Annotated in this window: 15 protein-coding genes; 11 read left to right on the top strand and 4 right to left on the bottom strand. The window is 61.4% G+C overall.

Annotation, left to right across the window (positions count from 1 at the left end; genetic code table 11):
• Positions 1-133: 133 nt before the first annotated feature.
• From AD665_RS02565 to araH, 4 genes are all read left to right on the top strand, one after another.
• The gene (locus tag AD665_RS02565; protein WP_053190763.1) at positions 134-952 is read left to right on the top strand and encodes an SDR family oxidoreductase; all 819 of its coding nucleotides are present in this window, start codon (positions 134-136) and stop codon (positions 950-952) included.
• A 171-nt stretch (positions 953-1,123) separates the two neighbouring features.
• Positions 1,124-2,128 (top strand): substrate-binding domain-containing protein, encoded by a 1,005-nt coding sequence (locus AD665_RS02570; RefSeq protein ID WP_024776891.1) that lies wholly within the window; start codon positions 1,124-1,126, stop codon positions 2,126-2,128.
• A gap of 68 nt (positions 2,129-2,196) precedes the next feature.
• Positions 2,197-3,741 carry an L-arabinose ABC transporter ATP-binding protein AraG gene (gene araG / locus AD665_RS02575; protein ID WP_053190766.1) on the top strand — a complete coding sequence of 515 codons (1,545 nt, stop codon included), beginning with the start codon at positions 2,197-2,199 and terminating at the stop codon, positions 3,739-3,741.
• Positions 3,742-3,751: 10 nt separating this feature from the next.
• On the top strand, positions 3,752-4,720 hold the full coding sequence (araH, locus tag AD665_RS02580; protein ID WP_024776889.1) for an L-arabinose ABC transporter permease AraH: 969 nt from the start codon (positions 3,752-3,754) through the stop codon (positions 4,718-4,720).
• 140 nt (positions 4,721-4,860) lie between these two features.
• Here the strand turns inward: araH and AD665_RS02585 are convergent, their stop codons facing one another.
• Positions 4,861-5,241: a Rho termination factor N-terminal domain-containing protein gene (locus tag AD665_RS02585; RefSeq protein ID WP_024776888.1), complete on the bottom strand. Its 381-nt coding sequence runs from the start codon at positions 5,239-5,241 to the stop codon at positions 4,861-4,863.
• A 32-nt stretch (positions 5,242-5,273) separates the two neighbouring features.
• The gene (locus tag AD665_RS02590; protein WP_024776887.1) at positions 5,274-5,618 is read right to left on the bottom strand and encodes a hypothetical protein; all 345 of its coding nucleotides are present in this window, start codon (positions 5,616-5,618) and stop codon (positions 5,274-5,276) included.
• 175 nt (positions 5,619-5,793) lie between these two features.
• Between AD665_RS02590 and AD665_RS02595 the strand changes: the two genes are divergently transcribed.
• Positions 5,794-6,276 (top strand): GNAT family N-acetyltransferase, encoded by a 483-nt coding sequence (locus AD665_RS02595; protein ID WP_003179435.1) that lies wholly within the window; start codon positions 5,794-5,796, stop codon positions 6,274-6,276.
• 5 nt (positions 6,277-6,281) lie between these two features.
• Here AD665_RS02595 and AD665_RS02600 read toward each other — a convergent pair whose 3' ends face one another.
• A complete protein-coding gene (locus AD665_RS02600) occupies positions 6,282-6,914 on the bottom strand; it encodes a glutathione S-transferase family protein (RefSeq protein ID WP_024776886.1) in 633 nt (210 codons plus the stop codon).
• Between the two features lie 188 nt (positions 6,915-7,102).
• Here AD665_RS02600 and AD665_RS02605 point away from each other — a divergent pair, with 188 nt between their 5' ends.
• The 5 genes from AD665_RS02605 to AD665_RS02625 all read left to right on the top strand — a co-directional run bounded on the left by AD665_RS02605 (position 7,103) and on the right by AD665_RS02625 (position 12,286).
• Entirely contained in the window at positions 7,103-8,086 is a 984-nt protein-coding gene (locus tag AD665_RS02605; RefSeq protein ID WP_024776885.1) for a 2-dehydro-3-deoxygalactonokinase, read from the top strand.
• Between the two features lie 19 nt (positions 8,087-8,105).
• Positions 8,106-8,726, top strand: coding sequence for a 2-dehydro-3-deoxy-6-phosphogalactonate aldolase (locus tag AD665_RS02610; protein WP_024776884.1), 621 nt, complete (start codon positions 8,106-8,108; stop codon positions 8,724-8,726).
• 49 nt (positions 8,727-8,775) lie between these two features.
• Positions 8,776-9,924, top strand: coding sequence for a galactonate dehydratase (dgoD, locus tag AD665_RS02615; protein WP_024776883.1), 1,149 nt, complete (start codon positions 8,776-8,778; stop codon positions 9,922-9,924).
• A gap of 188 nt (positions 9,925-10,112) precedes the next feature.
• Complete coding sequence (locus tag AD665_RS02620) at positions 10,113-11,423, top strand: MFS transporter (RefSeq protein WP_053190770.1); 1,311 nt, start codon at positions 10,113-10,115, stop codon at positions 11,421-11,423.
• Between the two features lie 59 nt (positions 11,424-11,482).
• Positions 11,483-12,286, top strand: coding sequence for an IclR family transcriptional regulator (locus tag AD665_RS02625; RefSeq protein ID WP_024776881.1), 804 nt, complete (start codon positions 11,483-11,485; stop codon positions 12,284-12,286).
• A 55-nt stretch (positions 12,287-12,341) separates the two neighbouring features.
• Here the strand turns inward: AD665_RS02625 and AD665_RS02630 are convergent, their stop codons facing one another.
• A complete protein-coding gene (locus AD665_RS02630; RefSeq protein ID WP_024776880.1) occupies positions 12,342-13,394 on the bottom strand; it encodes an NAD(P)-dependent alcohol dehydrogenase in 1,053 nt (350 codons plus the stop codon).
• Between the two features lie 179 nt (positions 13,395-13,573).
• On the opposite strand from AD665_RS02630, the gene AD665_RS02635 reads away from it, so the two are divergent.
• Positions 13,574-14,464 (top strand): AraC family transcriptional regulator, encoded by an 891-nt coding sequence (locus AD665_RS02635; protein ID WP_024776879.1) that lies wholly within the window; start codon positions 13,574-13,576, stop codon positions 14,462-14,464.
• The last annotated feature ends 92 nt before the right edge of the window (positions 14,465-14,556 follow it).

The following is a 14,556-nucleotide window of genomic DNA, read 5'->3' on the forward strand; positions in this document are numbered from 1 at the left end:
GGTGAAGCGATGCAACGATCCATCCCCGTACGCCCCGGTGGCGTGCGAGACCTACAGTCCTCCCATTGCCTTCGGCCGGTCATCCCTGGATGCCCGGTTTTTGTCGTGGCAGCGGATAGCGGAGTCGTGAGCCGTGGCTGAGGTCCTTTCCTTGCCGCCGGTGCCTGAGCCGCCGAAGGGTGAGCGGCTGAGGAACAAAGTGGTGCTGCTGACCGGTGCCGCCCAAGGTATCGGCGAAGCAATCGTCGCTGCCTTCGCTTCACAACAGGCGCGACTGGTGATCAGCGACATCCAGGCTGGCAAGGTCGAACAGGTTGCCGCCTACTGGCGTGAGCGCGGCGCAGATGTGCAAGCCTTGCAGGCCGATGTGTCGAACCCGCAGGACCTGCAGGCCATGGCCCGCCGTGCCGTTGAATTACACGGCCGCATCGACGTGCTGGTGAACTGCGCCGGCGTCAATGTGTTCCGCGACCCGTTGGAAATGACTGAGGAAGACTGGCGCCGCTGCTTCGCCATCGACCTGGACGGTGCGTGGTACGGCTGCAAGGCTGTGTTGCCACAGATGATCGAGCAGGGCGTCGGCAGCATTATCAACATTGCGTCGACCCACTCGTCCCACATCATTCCCGGCTGTTTTCCTTACCCGGTGGCCAAGCATGGCTTGCTCGGCCTGACCCGCGCCCTGGGCATCGAATACGCCCCCAAGGGCATACGCGTCAACGCCATCGCACCGGGCTACATCGAAACCCAACTGAACGTCGACTATTGGAACGGCTTTGCCGATCCTCATGCCGAACGCCAGCGCGCGCTGGATCTGCACCCGCCACGCCGCATCGGGCAACCGATCGAAGTGGCAATGACGGCCGTGTTCCTGGCCAGTGATGAAGCACCTTTCATCAACGCTTCATGCATCACCATTGATGGTGGACGTTCGGTCATGTACCACGACTGAATATTCCTGAATTACAGTCGGAAACTTCGCCTGTAATTCAATCATCATACGATATGACTATTTGGATCTATGCTGTAGCAACTTGCTGTGCCGTCCAGCCTGCGTTTTGCCACCGAAGGTGGAGCAGACCCTGGACGTTTGGCTTTCAATAAAAAAAACAAGGAGTCAACTATGAATCATCGTCGTGGGATCCGTTCCCTGTGCCGCGTTGCCCTGGCAGTTGCCGCGGTCGGTCTTAGCAGTACCTTGCTGGCGGCTGAAGAAGTGAAGATCGGTTTTCTGGTCAAGCAAGCCGAGGAGCCCTGGTTCCAGACCGAATGGGCGTTCGCCGAGAAGGCGGGCAAGGACAAGGGCTTCAAGGTGATCAAGATTGCCGTGCCCGATGGCGAGAAGACCCTCTCGGCCATCGACAGCCTCGCGGCCAACGGCGCCAAGGGCTTTGTGATCTGCCCGCCGGACGTGTCGCTCGGCCCGGCCATCGTTGCCAAGGCCAAACTCAACGACATGAAAGTCATCGCCGTCGATGACCGTTTCGTCGATGCCAGCGGCAAGTTCATGGAAGACGTGCCGTACCTCGGCATGGCCGCGTTCGAAGTGGGCCAGAAGCAGGGCGCCGCCATGGCCGCTGAAGCCAAAAAACGTGGTTGGGACTGGAAAGAAACCTACGCGGTGATCAACACCTTCAACGAGCTGGACACCGGCAAGAAACGCACTGACGGTTCGATTGACGCTCTCAAGAAAGCCGGTATGCCGGACGATCATATCCTCACCACGGCGCTCAAGACCCTCGACGTACCGGGGAGCATGGACTCCACCAACTCCGCCCTGGTGAAACTGCCCAGCGGTGCGAAGAACCTGATCATCGGCGGCATGAACGACAACACTGTGCTGGGCGGCGTGCGCGCGACTGAAAGCGCCGGGTTCAAGGCTGACAACGTGATCGGGATCGGCATCAACGGCACCGACGCCATTGGCGAGCTGAAGAAGCCCCACAGCGGTTTCTTCGGTTCGATGCTGCCTAGCCCGCACATCGAAGGCTACAAGACTGCCGAGATGATGTTCGAGTGGGTCACCACCGGCAAGGAACCACCGAAGTACACCGCCATGGACGAGGTGACGCTGATCACTCGGGAGAACTTCAAGCAGGAGCTGGAAAAGATCGGCCTGTGGAATTGACGGCCGGTTGATTCAAAAGCGGCCCTGGTGTCTTGGGGCCGCTTGATCTCTGTGAGTTCGAGGTGGTTATGCAAGCGCAAACAGCGACACAGCAACACAACATTGGCGCCAGCTTGCGGTTCAATGGAATCGGCAAGGCCTTTCCCGGCGTACAGGCGTTGGCCAATATCAGCTTTGTTGCCCATCCAGGCCAGGTTCATGCCTTGATGGGGGAAAACGGCGCGGGCAAGTCCACGTTGCTGAAGATTCTGGGTGGGGCCTACATCCCGAGCAGCGGCGAGCTGCAGATCGGCGAACAGACGATGGCCTTCAAATGCACGGCCGACAGCATCGCCAGCGGCGTGGCGGTGATTCACCAGGAGCTGCACCTGGTGCCGGAAATGACGGTGGCCGAGAATCTGTTCCTGGGCCATCTGCCGGCGCGTTTCGGCCTGGTCAACCGCGGCGTGTTGCGCCAGCAGGCATTGACGCTGCTCAAAGGCCTGGCCGACGAAATCGATCCCCAGGAAAAAGTCGGTCGCCTGTCCCTCGGTCAGCGCCAACTGGTGGAAATCGCCAAGGCCCTATCCCGTGGCGCCCATGTAATTGCTTTCGATGAACCCACCAGTAGTCTTTCTGCTCGGGAAATCGACCGCTTGATGGCGATCATCGCGCGTCTGCGGGACGAGGGCAAAGTAGTGCTGTATGTCAGCCACCGCATGGAAGAGGTGTTCCGCATCTGTAACGCGGTGACGGTATTCAAGGACGGCCGCTATGTGCGCACCTTCGACAACATGAGCGAGTTGACCCACGATCAGTTGGTCACCTGCATGGTTGGTCGCGACATCGAGGACATCTACGATTACCGCCCCCGTGAGCGCGGTCACGTGGCGCTGCAGGTCGAGCGCCTGCTCGGTCCAGGGTTGCGTGAGCCGGTGAGTTTCCAGGTGCATAAAGGTGAAATCCTCGGATTGTTCGGGCTGGTGGGGGCCGGACGTACCGAGTTGCTGCGATTGCTCAGCGGCCTGGAACGCCAGACCGAAGGCAGCATGGTCCTGCACGGTGAGGCGCTGAAACTGCGTTCGCCCCGGGATGCCATCGCCGCCGGCGTGCTGCTCTGTCCGGAAGACCGCAAGAAGGAAGGCATCATGCCGCTGGCCAGCGTCGGTGAGAACATCAACATCAGCGCCCGCAGTGCCCATTCAACCTTCGGCTGCCTGCTGCGCGGCGACTGGGAAAAGGGCAATGCCGACAAGCAGATCAGGGCGTTGAAAGTGAAGACTCCGACGGCGGGGCAGAAAATCATGTACCTGTCCGGCGGCAACCAGCAGAAGGCGATCCTCGGTCGCTGGCTGTCGATGCCGATGAAAGTCCTGTTGCTGGACGAGCCCACGCGCGGCATCGACATCGGTGCGAAGGCGGAGATCTACCAGATCATCCACAACCTGGCGGCCAATGGCATTGCGGTGATTGTGGTGTCCAGCGACCTGATGGAAGTGATGGGCATTTCCGACCGGATCCTGGTGCTGTGCGAAGGGGCCATGCGCGGCGAGCTGCCGCGTGACCAGGCCAACGAATCCAACCTGTTGCAACTGGCGCTGCCACGCCAACGCGTTGCCGACGCGGCGAACTGAGAGGTAAATCATGACCATTCAAAACAATGCACTGCCAACGGCACGCAAACCCCTGGATATGCGTCGCTTCCTGGACGACTGGGTCATGCTGCTGGCGGCTATCGGTATCTTCGTACTTTGTACGCTGATGATCGACAACTTCCTGTCGCCTTTGAACATGCGGGGCCTTGGCCTGGCGATTTCCACCACCGGCATCGCGGCCTGCACCATGTTGTATTGCCTGGCGTCCGGGCACTTCGACTTGTCCGTCGGCTCGGTGATTGCCTGCGCCGGCGTGGTCGCGGCGGTGGTGATGCGCGATACCAACAGCGTGTTCCTGGGCGTCTGCGCCGCGCTGGTGATGGGGCTGATCGTTGGCCTGATCAACGGCATCGTCATTGCCAAGCTGCGGGTCAATGCCTTGATCACCACGCTGGCGACCATGCAGATCGTTCGTGGCCTGGCCTACATCTTTGCCAATGGCAAGGCAGTGGGTGTGTCCCAGGAATCGTTCTTCGTGTATGGCAACGGCCAGTTGTTCGGTGTGCCGGTACCGATCCTGATCACCGTCGTCTGCTTTGTGTTCTTCGGCTGGTTGTTGAACTACACCACCTATGGGCGTAACACCATGGCCATTGGTGGTAATCAGGAAGCGGCGTTGCTGGCGGGCGTGAACGTCGATCGCACCAAGATCATCATCTTCGCTGTGCATGGGGTGATCGGGGCGCTGGCGGGTGTGATCCTGGCCTCGCGCATGACCTCCGGCCAACCGATGATCGGCCAGGGCTTCGAACTGACGGTGATCTCGGCCTGCGTCCTGGGTGGGGTATCGTTAAGCGGCGGGATCGGCATGATCCGTCATGTGATTGCCGGAGTGCTGATTCTGGCAATCATTGAAAACGCGATGAACCTGAAGAACATCGACACCTTCTACCAATACGTCATCCGTGGCTCGATCCTGCTGCTCGCCGTGGTCATCGACCGCATGAAACAGCGCTGAAACCTGCTTCGACCGGGCGGGCCCCATCGCGGGCAAGCCCGGCTCCCGCAGGGTTATGTGTCAGTCACAGATTCCGTGCACGGCGCGGCTCAGTGTGGGAGCGGGCTTACCTGCGATGGGGCCCGCCCTGACGCCGCCAATCAAGCTGCCTTGCGCAACGCCTCGATCAACTCTTGCTTGCGCATCTTCGAACGCCCGGGAATGTTCTTCGCCCGGGCTTCTTTCATCAGGCTGTCGACGGTCTGGGTTTCATGGGAAGCCCTGCTGCGGCGCGGGTGGCCTTCCCGGGTCTTGGCCGCACGACGGGCCGATTCCTTGCGGTCGGTTTTCTTTTCCGCGGCCGGTTTATGTTTCCCCGAACCGCCGGAACGCTCGCCGCCGCCGGACTGTTTGTTCACCGTCGCCCAGGCCCGTGCCTCGGCCGTGTCCTCGGACAGGCCTTTCTTCTCGTAGCTTTTTTCGATGTGTCCGGCCTTGCGCTTTTGCTCGGCGGTGTATTTGTCTTTGCTTCCACGAGGCATGGGATTCTCCTCCTCAAGTGTGTGAGCAGAGGCTACTGGCTGGCGCCACCTTCGGAGCCCGAACCACCGGTGGTGGTTTTCGAGCCCACGCCGGTTTCGGCGTTATCGGGCGCTGCAGAGTCCGGCGTGTTCATGCCACCCTGACGGCCCATGTCATTACCTTGCACGCGCGGATCGGTGCCGGTGGCGGGTGGCTGGCCATTGTTCAAGGTGCCGCCACCGGTGCCGTCGGTGTTCAACTTGGGCATGCCCTGTGTGGCCGGCGAGTGGGGAGCCTCCACCGGGTCGGTCGGTCCGGTACCAGAGGTGGACGCCGCTAAGGCCACCGAAGAGAGCAGTGCGGCAAATGTGAACGCAGTCAGCCTTGAAGTGATCATGGTGTCGCCTCCATTTTTCAGATGTTTGCCTGATCTTGGGCTGCCTTGGATCGAGGTTGGTGCCTCGGGGGCGACGAATGGTGCTTTCGAGCGTGCGTCATCATTTGGATTGAAATGTGACGAGTGCCGCGTGGCGGCTTAGTATGGCGCTTTCCATTGGCTACAAGGCCCGTTCATGTCGATCGAGATCCGTCCTGCGCAACCCAGCGATGCGCCTCAAATCCTTGCCTTCATCACCGAGCTGGCCGACTACGAAAAAGCCCGTCACGAAGTTATCGCCAGTGTGGCCGACATCGAGCGCAGCCTGTTCAGCGAAGGCGCAACTGCCCACGGGCTGATCTGCCTGCGTGATGGCGTACCGATTGGTTTCGCGGTGTTTTTCTTCAGCTACTCCACCTGGTTGGGCAGTAACTGTCTGTATCTGGAAGACTTGTACATCACGCCCGAACAGCGTGGCGGCGGTGCGGGCAAGACGTTGTTGCGTCACCTGGCCAAAGTCGCCTGCGACAACGATTGCGGTCGTTTCGAATGGAGTGTCCTGGACTGGAACACACCTGCGATCGAATTCTACAAATCCCTCGGCGCGCAACCCCAGGAAGAATGGGTGCGCTACCGGATGGACGGCAAGGTGCTACGGGATTTCGCCCAAGGCAATTGAAGGTTTCAGGAATACCCGGCGCCGGCATACTCGGCAAATCCCGGTCGTTGTTCGAGCCGTTTGCAGTACGCGGCGACGGCCGGGTAGTCCGGCCGCTCCATGGGCGTCTGGCGCCAGCGGTGCACGGACAGGCCGATGAGCACGTCCGCCAGGGAGAAATCCGCACCGGCGACATAGGCGCCGGTGCGATTCAACTGCTGCTCGAGCAACCCCATCTTTTCGTTCCAGCCTCTGACTCCGGCGGCGATGGATTGTGGATCCTGCATATCCGGATTCTTGCGCACCAGCGCATGAAACGCGTAACCCCATGACGGGTTGAGTTCCGTCGCCTGCCAATCCATCCACTGCTCGATCCTCGCCCGTGCGGCTGGTTCGACGGCGAGCAGATCACTGCGCCCATGCTTGCCTACCAGGTAACGGCAGATGGTGTTCGACTCCCAAAGCACACCGTTCTCATCGATGATCACCGGTACCTGAGCGTTTGGGTTAAGTGCGAGGAATGCCGGATCGTGAGTTGAATTGAAGCCGATGCCCCAGTCTTCACGTTCGTAGGAGATGTCCAGTTCCTGGCAGGTCCATAGCACTTTTCTGACGTTGATCGAGGAAGTGCGGCCGAGGATTTTCAGCAGTTGTCCCATTTCATTATCCCTGAGAGTTAAGGCATCCGGACAGGAAACGTAGCAGGGACGAGAGTGGATGGCGATGGTTTCGGATGTCTTTGTGTTCATCCCAATATATGGGAGTGATATTTATATATTGAGATTTATCTGCGGCCAGGTTTATAGTCCGTGCCACTCACTGCCAAAAAACAGAACAGGTGAAGCGGATGCAGGCGCAATTGATCGCGCTCGATTGGGGAACCACCTCACTACGGGCTTATAAACTCGCCGCGGGAGGCGAGGTGCTTGAGCAGCGCTCGCTGTCGTCGGGGATCATGCAGTTGCCTTCCGGGCCGCGGACCGTGGCCGGTCGGGAATGCACCGACGGTTTCGAGCTGGCGTTCGACGAGGCCTGCGGTGATTGGTTGGACGCGCAGCCGGGCCTGCCCGTCATTGCCTGCGGCATGGTCGGCAGCGCCCAGGGTTGGTGCGAAGCGCCTTACTGCGACACACCGGCAAACGTCGCCAATCTCGGACATTCCCTGCAAACCGTTCGCAGCCTTCGCGGTGTCGATGTGCATATCGTGCCTGGGGTGATCCAGCGCTCGCGGTTACCCAATGTGATGCGCGGCGAAGAAACTCAAGTACTCGGCGCCTTGCACAGCTTGCCGAGCGAAGCGGTGCTGATCGGCTTACCCGGCAGCCACTCGAAATGGGTGGAAGTAGTCGATGGCTGCATTGTGCATTTCGATACCTTCATGACCGGCGAAATCTTCGCGGTGCTCAGCGACCACAGCATTCTCGGCCGTACCCAGCAGCGCGGCGTCGCGTTCGATGGCGTGGCCTTCGATCGTGGTGTGCAGGTAGCGCTGTCGACGGACGGACAGATCGGGCCACTGTCCACCGTGTTCAGCGCTCGCAGCCTGGGGCTGACCGGTGAACTCGGCGCAAGCGCTCAGGCTGACTATCTCTCCGGCTTGTTGATTGGCCATGAGCTGACGGCACTGGCCGCGGCACAACGCCATCGGCGCAACAGCGTGCACTTGCCGACGGTGGTGCTGATTGGCAATTCCCAACTCTGCGCCCGTTATCAACGGGCCCTCGACGCCTGCGGATTTGCCCGGGTGACCCTGGCTGAACAGGCCACCGAACGAGGTTTGTGGCAGCTGGCCGTGGCGGCCGGGCTGCTTGAATCCAGCGTATCGCGTTAAACCTGACTGGAGGTCTGACATGCTCACACAAGCACTGGCGCACAACGGGTTGATCGCTATCCTGCGGGGTCTGCGTCCTGAAGAAGCGGCAGCCATCGGCGAAGTCCTGTACAGCGCTGGATTTCGCGTCATTGAGGTACCGCTCAATTCCCCCGAGCCGTACGAAAGTATCCGCATTCTGCGTAATACCTTGCCCGCCGACTGCCTGATCGGTGCCGGCACCGTGCTGACGCCGGAGCAGGTGGAGCTGGTGAAGGCCGCCGGCGGCCAGGTGATCGTCATGCCCCACAGCGATCCGAACGTGTTGCGGGCGGCGAAAGCGGCAGGGCTCTACCTCTCGCCCGGCGTCGCCACGCCTACCGAGGCATTTGCCGCGCTGGCCGAAGGCGCCCATGTGCTGAAGCTTTTTCCTGCCGAGCAAATGGGCCCGGCGGTGGTCAAGGCCTGGCTCGCGGTGTTGCCGGCCGGAACCGTGCTGGTGCCGGTGGGAGGGATCACGCCGGACAACATGGCGGTGTTCCTCGAGGCGGGCGTCAAGGGGTTCGGCCTGGGCTCCGGGCTGTTCAAGCCGGGCCTGACGGCGGACGAAGTTGCGGTGCGCGCCAAGGCTTACGTGGCCGCATGGAATGCCTTGAACTGAAGACTTTTCCAGCGCTGCGTGCGCTGCATCTGACAAGAGAGACAACAAGATGAAAATCACCAAGCTGACCACCTTTATCGTTCCGCCGCGCTGGTGCTTCCTCAAGGTCGAAACCGACGAGGGCGTGACTGGCTGGGGCGAGCCGGTGGTCGAGGGCCGCGCCCATACGGTGGCGGCCGCCGTTGAGGAATTGTCCGACTACCTGATCGGCAAAGACCCACGCAATATCGAAGACATCTGGACTGTCCTGTATCGCGGTGGTTTCTATCGCGGTGGTGCCGTCCATATGAGTGCTCTGGCCGGTATCGACCAAGCGCTGTGGGACATCAAGGGCAAGGCCCTGGGCGTGTCGGTCAGCGACCTGCTGGGCGGTCAGGTGCGCGACAAGATTCGCGTCTACTCCTGGATCGGCGGCGACCGGCCGGCGGACACCGCTCGCGCGGCGAAAGAAGCCGTAGGGCGGGGCTTCACCGCGGTGAAAATGAACGGTACTGAAGAACTGCAGTTTCTCGACACCTTCGAAAAAGTCGACCTGGCGCTCGCCAACGTGGCCGCGGTGCGGGACGCGGTAGGGCCGAACGTCGGCATTGGCGTGGACTTCCACGGCCGGGTCCACAAGCCGATGGCCAAGGTGCTGATGAAGGAGCTCGACCCATACAAGCTGATGTTCATCGAAGAACCGGTGCTCAGCGAAAACTATGAAGCCCTCAAGGAACTGGCGCCGCTGACCAGCACGCCGATTGCCCTGGGCGAGCGCCTGTTTTCCCGCTGGGATTTCAAACGGGTGCTCAGCGAAGGTTACGTGGACATCATCCAGCCGGATGCTTCCCACGCCGGCGGGATCACCGAAACCCGCAAGATCGCCAACATGGCCGAGGCCTACGATGTGGCGCTGGCGCTGCACTGCCCGCTGGGTCCGATTGCCCTGGCGGCGTGCCTGCAACTGGATGCGGCTTGCTACAACGCGTTCATCCAGGAGCAGAGCCTGGGCATCCACTACAACGAGAGCAACGACCTGCTGGATTACGTCAAGGATGCGCGGGTGTTCGACTACGACAAAGGCTTCGTGAAGATCCCCAACGGCCCGGGCCTGGGTATCGAGATCAACGAGGAGTACGTCATCGAACGCGCCGCCGTCGGCCACCGCTGGCGCAATCCGATCTGGCGCCATGCCGATGGCAGTTTTGCCGAGTGGTGAGTTCCCAGGCCCACCACTGAACCTTGTGGGAGCGAGCCTGCTCGCGATCGCGGTGGATCAGCTGATTAATGCGCTACTGACATACCGCCATCGCGAGCAGGCTCGCTCCCACAAAGGATCTCCATCGGCAAGGAGATCCCCCATCCTCGCGCCCGTTTCCTCAATAAACATAAGAAGAGGCACCTCACATGCAAGCGCACACCCTGAGCGCGCAGGCGTCGTTGGCGACGCCCAGCCGCAAGCGTTTTTTCATCATGGTCCTGCTTTTCATCACGGTGGTAATCAACTACCTGGACCGCAGCAACCTGTCGATTGCCGCTCCCGCGCTGACCAGTGAACTGGGCATCGATCCGATCCATGTCGGGCTGATCTTCTCGGCGTTCGGCTGGACCTACGCAGCCATGCAGATCCCCGGCGGCTGGCTGGTGGACCGCGTGCCACCGCGGATTCTGTACAGCGTCGCGTTGCTGTTGTGGTCGGTGGCCACGGTGATGCTCGGTTTTGCCGCCAGTTTCATCGCCTTGTTCGTGCTGCGCATGGCGGTCGGCGCCCTGGAGGCGCCGGCCTATCCCATCAACAGCCGTGTGGTCACCACATGGTTTCCCGAGCGCGAGCGGGCCACTGCCATCGGCTTCTACACCTCCGGACAGTTCGTTGGCCTGGCTTTCCTGACGCCAGTGCTGGCCTGGCTGCAACACACGTTCGGCTGGCACATGGTGTTCGTGGTGACCGGTGCGGTGGGCATTGTCTGGGCGGTGATCTGGTACGCGGTGTATCGCGAGCCTCGGGATTTCAAGGGCGCCAACGCTGCCGAAATTGATTTGATTCGCGAGGGCGGCGGTTTGGTGGACATCCAGGCCGAGGCGGCCGAGACCAAGGCAAAATTCAGCTGGACCGACCTGGGTGTCGTGCTGACCCGGCGCAAGCTGTGGGGCATTTACCTGGGCCAGTTCTGCCTGAACTCCACGCTGTGGTTTTTCCTGACGTGGTTCCCGACCTACCTGGTGAAATATCGCGGCATGGACTTCATCAAGTCCGGCCTGCTGGCGTCGCTGCCGTTCCTCGCGGCGTTTGTCGGCGTGTTGTGTTCCGGGTTCTTTTCCGACTGGCTGATCCGTCGCGGCGCCACGGTCGGGTTCGCCCGGAAGCTGCCGATCATTGGCGGGCTGCTGATCTCGACCTCGATCATTGGTGCCAACTTCGTTGAATCGACGCCGATGGTGATCGCGTTCCTGGCGCTGGCTTTCTTCGGCAACGGCCTGGCATCGATCACCTGGTCGCTGGTGTCGACCCTGGCGCCGTCGCGGCTGCTCGGGCTGACGGGTGGGGTGTTCAACTTGATCGGTAACCTGGCGGCCATCGCCACGCCGATCGTCATCGGCTTCCTCGCCAGCGGCGATTCGTTTGCCCCGGCCATCACCTATATCGCCGTTCTGGCACTGGTGGGGGCGCTGTCCTACATCCTGCTGGTTGGGAAGGTCGAGCGCATCGAGTTGTAGTCCGACGGGGCGGGCGACCATAATGCGGCCCGTTCCCCGCTCACTGTTGAAGGCCGGATATGCAGCAAGACGATCCAAAAATCACCAAGGACGCAGCGCCTACAGGCACCCAGACATTACTGCGCGGCCTGGGTGTGGTTCAGGCGGTCGCCAGCGGTGCCCGTGACCTGAAGGAAATCGCCCGGCTGATCGGCACGACCCGCAGCACCACCCATCGCCTGGCCAGTTGCCTGGTGGACGAGCGTTACCTGCGCGTGGTGCCACAGGTGGGTTACCTGCTGGGGCCGAAGTTGATCGAACTGGGTTTCCAGGCGCGGGAAGATCTGCCGCTGGTGAGCCTGGCGGGACCGTATCTGGACGAGTTGTCGGCGTTGACCGGCGACACCGTTCACCTGGCGATTCGCGAGGGTGACGAAGTTTTGTACCTGCTGAAGAATCCGGGGCGCAACGGCCCGGAAATGCGCTCGCGGGTGGGTCATCGCATGCCATTGGCACGCACGGGGATCGGCAAGGCGCTGATGCTCGATGATCCCGAGGAAAATTGGCGGCGCTTGTACGAAATCAGTCTGCCGGCCGCTGGGAAGAATCAGTTCTGGCCCCAGCACCAGGAGCAATCCTGGGAGCAGTTCCAGCAGCGAATGGTGGAGTATGTGGCGGGAGGCTACGCCTTCGACCTGGAAGACAACGAACCGTCGATCCGTTGCGTGGCGGCACCGATCCGGGACGCAGGCAAGCGGATTGTCGCCGGTATCAGCATTGCCAGCACCGTGCCCTACATGCCGTTGGAAAAAATGGCCGAGCTGATTCCCCTGGTCAAAGGGGTCACAGCCCGGCTGTCGGCGGAGCTGGGTGCCAAGGTCTGATTAGTGGCCTGTGTGGCTAATGCATGCACTCGAATTAACCGTACAGGCCACTGCGTCAGGCCTTGAGCGTCGCCATGTCGATGACAAAGCGGTACTTCACGTCACCGGCGATCATGCGGCTGTAGGCTTCGTTGATCTGGCGGATGTCGAGCATTTCAACGTCGCAACTGATGTTGTGCTCGGCGCAGAAATCCAGCACTTCCTGGGTTTCTGCGATGCCACCGATCAACGAACCGGCCAATACGCGACGACCCATGATCAAATTGGCGGCATGGACCGGCGGATCGATCGGCTCGACCAGGCCCACCAGGATGTGCACGCCGTCGAAACGCAACGTCCCCAGGTAGGGATTGAGGTCGTGCTGTACTGGAATGGTGTCCAGCAGGAAGTGGAAGCGTCCGGCGGCAGCGGCCATCTGCTCGGCGTCGGTGGACACGATCACATGGTCCGCGCCCTGGCGACGGGCTTCTTCCGCCTTGCTCGCCGAGCGGGTGAACAACGTCACTTCGGCGCCCATGGCCTTGGCGAACTTGATACCCATGTGGCCGAGGCCGCCCATGCCGAGCACGCCGACCTTGTCACCGGCCTTCACGCCGTAGTGCTTGAGGGGGGAGTAGGTGGTGATGCCGGCGCAGAGAATCGGTGCGGCGCTGGCCGGGTCGAGTGCGGCGGGGATACGCAACACGAAATGTTCGTTGACCACGATGCTGTCGGAGTAGCCACCCATGGTATGGCCGCCGCTGATACGGTCCGGGCTGGCATAGGTCTGGGTCATGCCCTGGTAGCAGTATTGCTCCAGGTCAGCATGGCAGGCTTCGCACTCGCGGCAGGAGTCGACCATGCAGCCAACACCCACCAAGTCGCCGATCTTATAGCGGGTGACATCTGCACCGACGGCGGTAACCTTGCCTACGATCTCGTGGCCGGGCATCAGCGGGTAGACCGCGATGCCCCATTCGTTGCGGGCCTGGTGGATATCGGAGTGGCAGACGCCACAGTAGAGAATGTCGATTGCCACGTCGTCGGCCTGCGGGCTGCGCCGCTCGAACTTCATGGGGGCGAGGGGCGCGGTGGGCGATTGAGCGGCGTATCCGATGGCAGTGTACATAGTGAACCTCGCTAAACAATGAACAGTCAGGCGATCTATTCTGGGAGCCATGGCCGCATCCCGCGATGGCGATTCCTACGGGTGTCATGCCTAATCCTCCGACCTTGGCCGTAGATCGATCCTATGGAGCGCCAGACCTGCGATGATGTTCCCATCCCTTTTTCCGTGAAGTTTTTCCCATGTTGCTGACCCGCTATCTCGATGCCAACGCGGCGCTGGTTTCGCTGATCGAACCTCTGGCGACCCGTGACGGCTTTATTCCTACACAGCTGCCTGGCGTACAAGTGCTGCGGTGCAGCCAAGACATCGCCCGTGGTCCGCAGCTCTACGAGCCGAGCCTGGTGATCATTGCCCAGGGCAGCAAACTGGCTTACCTGGGACCGCGCACGCTGGAATACGGCGCCGGGCATTACCTGATCCAGGCGCTGCCGGTGCCGTTCGAGTGCGAAACCTACGCCATGCCCGATGCTCCGCTGCTCGGGATTTCCGTTGCGATCGATCGGGCGCTGTTGGGCGAGCTGGTGCTGGCCATGGGGTTGATGCCGGGGCGAAGCCTCGCGGCCCAGACGCCGGAATCCATGACCAGCGCCGTGCTCGATGGCGCCATGCGCGGATGCGTCGAGCGTCTGTTGCACTGCCTGCACGATCCGCTGGAATGCCAGGTGATGGGCCAGGCGCGCTTGCGGGAATTGCTCTTCGCGGCGTTGCGCGGCCCCCAGGCCGATGTGTTGCGGGCGTTGGTGGAGCAGCAAGGGCAGTTCGCCCGGATCGCTGCCGCATTGAGCCATTTGCACGCGCACTTCACCGAGCCGCTCAACGTCGAGACGCTGGCCAACTGCGCGAACATGAGCGCTTCAACCTTTCATGAGCATTTCAAGCGCAGTACCTTGCTGTCGCCGGTGCAGTACCTCAAGCGATTGCGCCTGCTCAAGGCGCAGCGGCTGTTGCTCAGCGAGGGCATGGGCGTGGCCCAGGTCGCACATCAGGTGGGCTACCAGAGCTCGTCGCAGTTCAGCCGGGAGTACAAGCGCTACTTCGAGCGCAACCCCGGGGAGGAACGTGCCGCCTGAACCGCTGCAGATCCCCTGTGGGAGCGAGCCTGCTCGCGATAGCGGTTCATCTATCGGCATTTTTACTGGCTGACACACCGCCTTCGCGAGCA

The sequence above is a fragment of the Pseudomonas corrugata genome (assembly GCF_001269905.1).
Classification (GTDB): Bacteria; Pseudomonadota; Gammaproteobacteria; order Pseudomonadales; family Pseudomonadaceae; genus Aquipseudomonas; species Aquipseudomonas corrugata.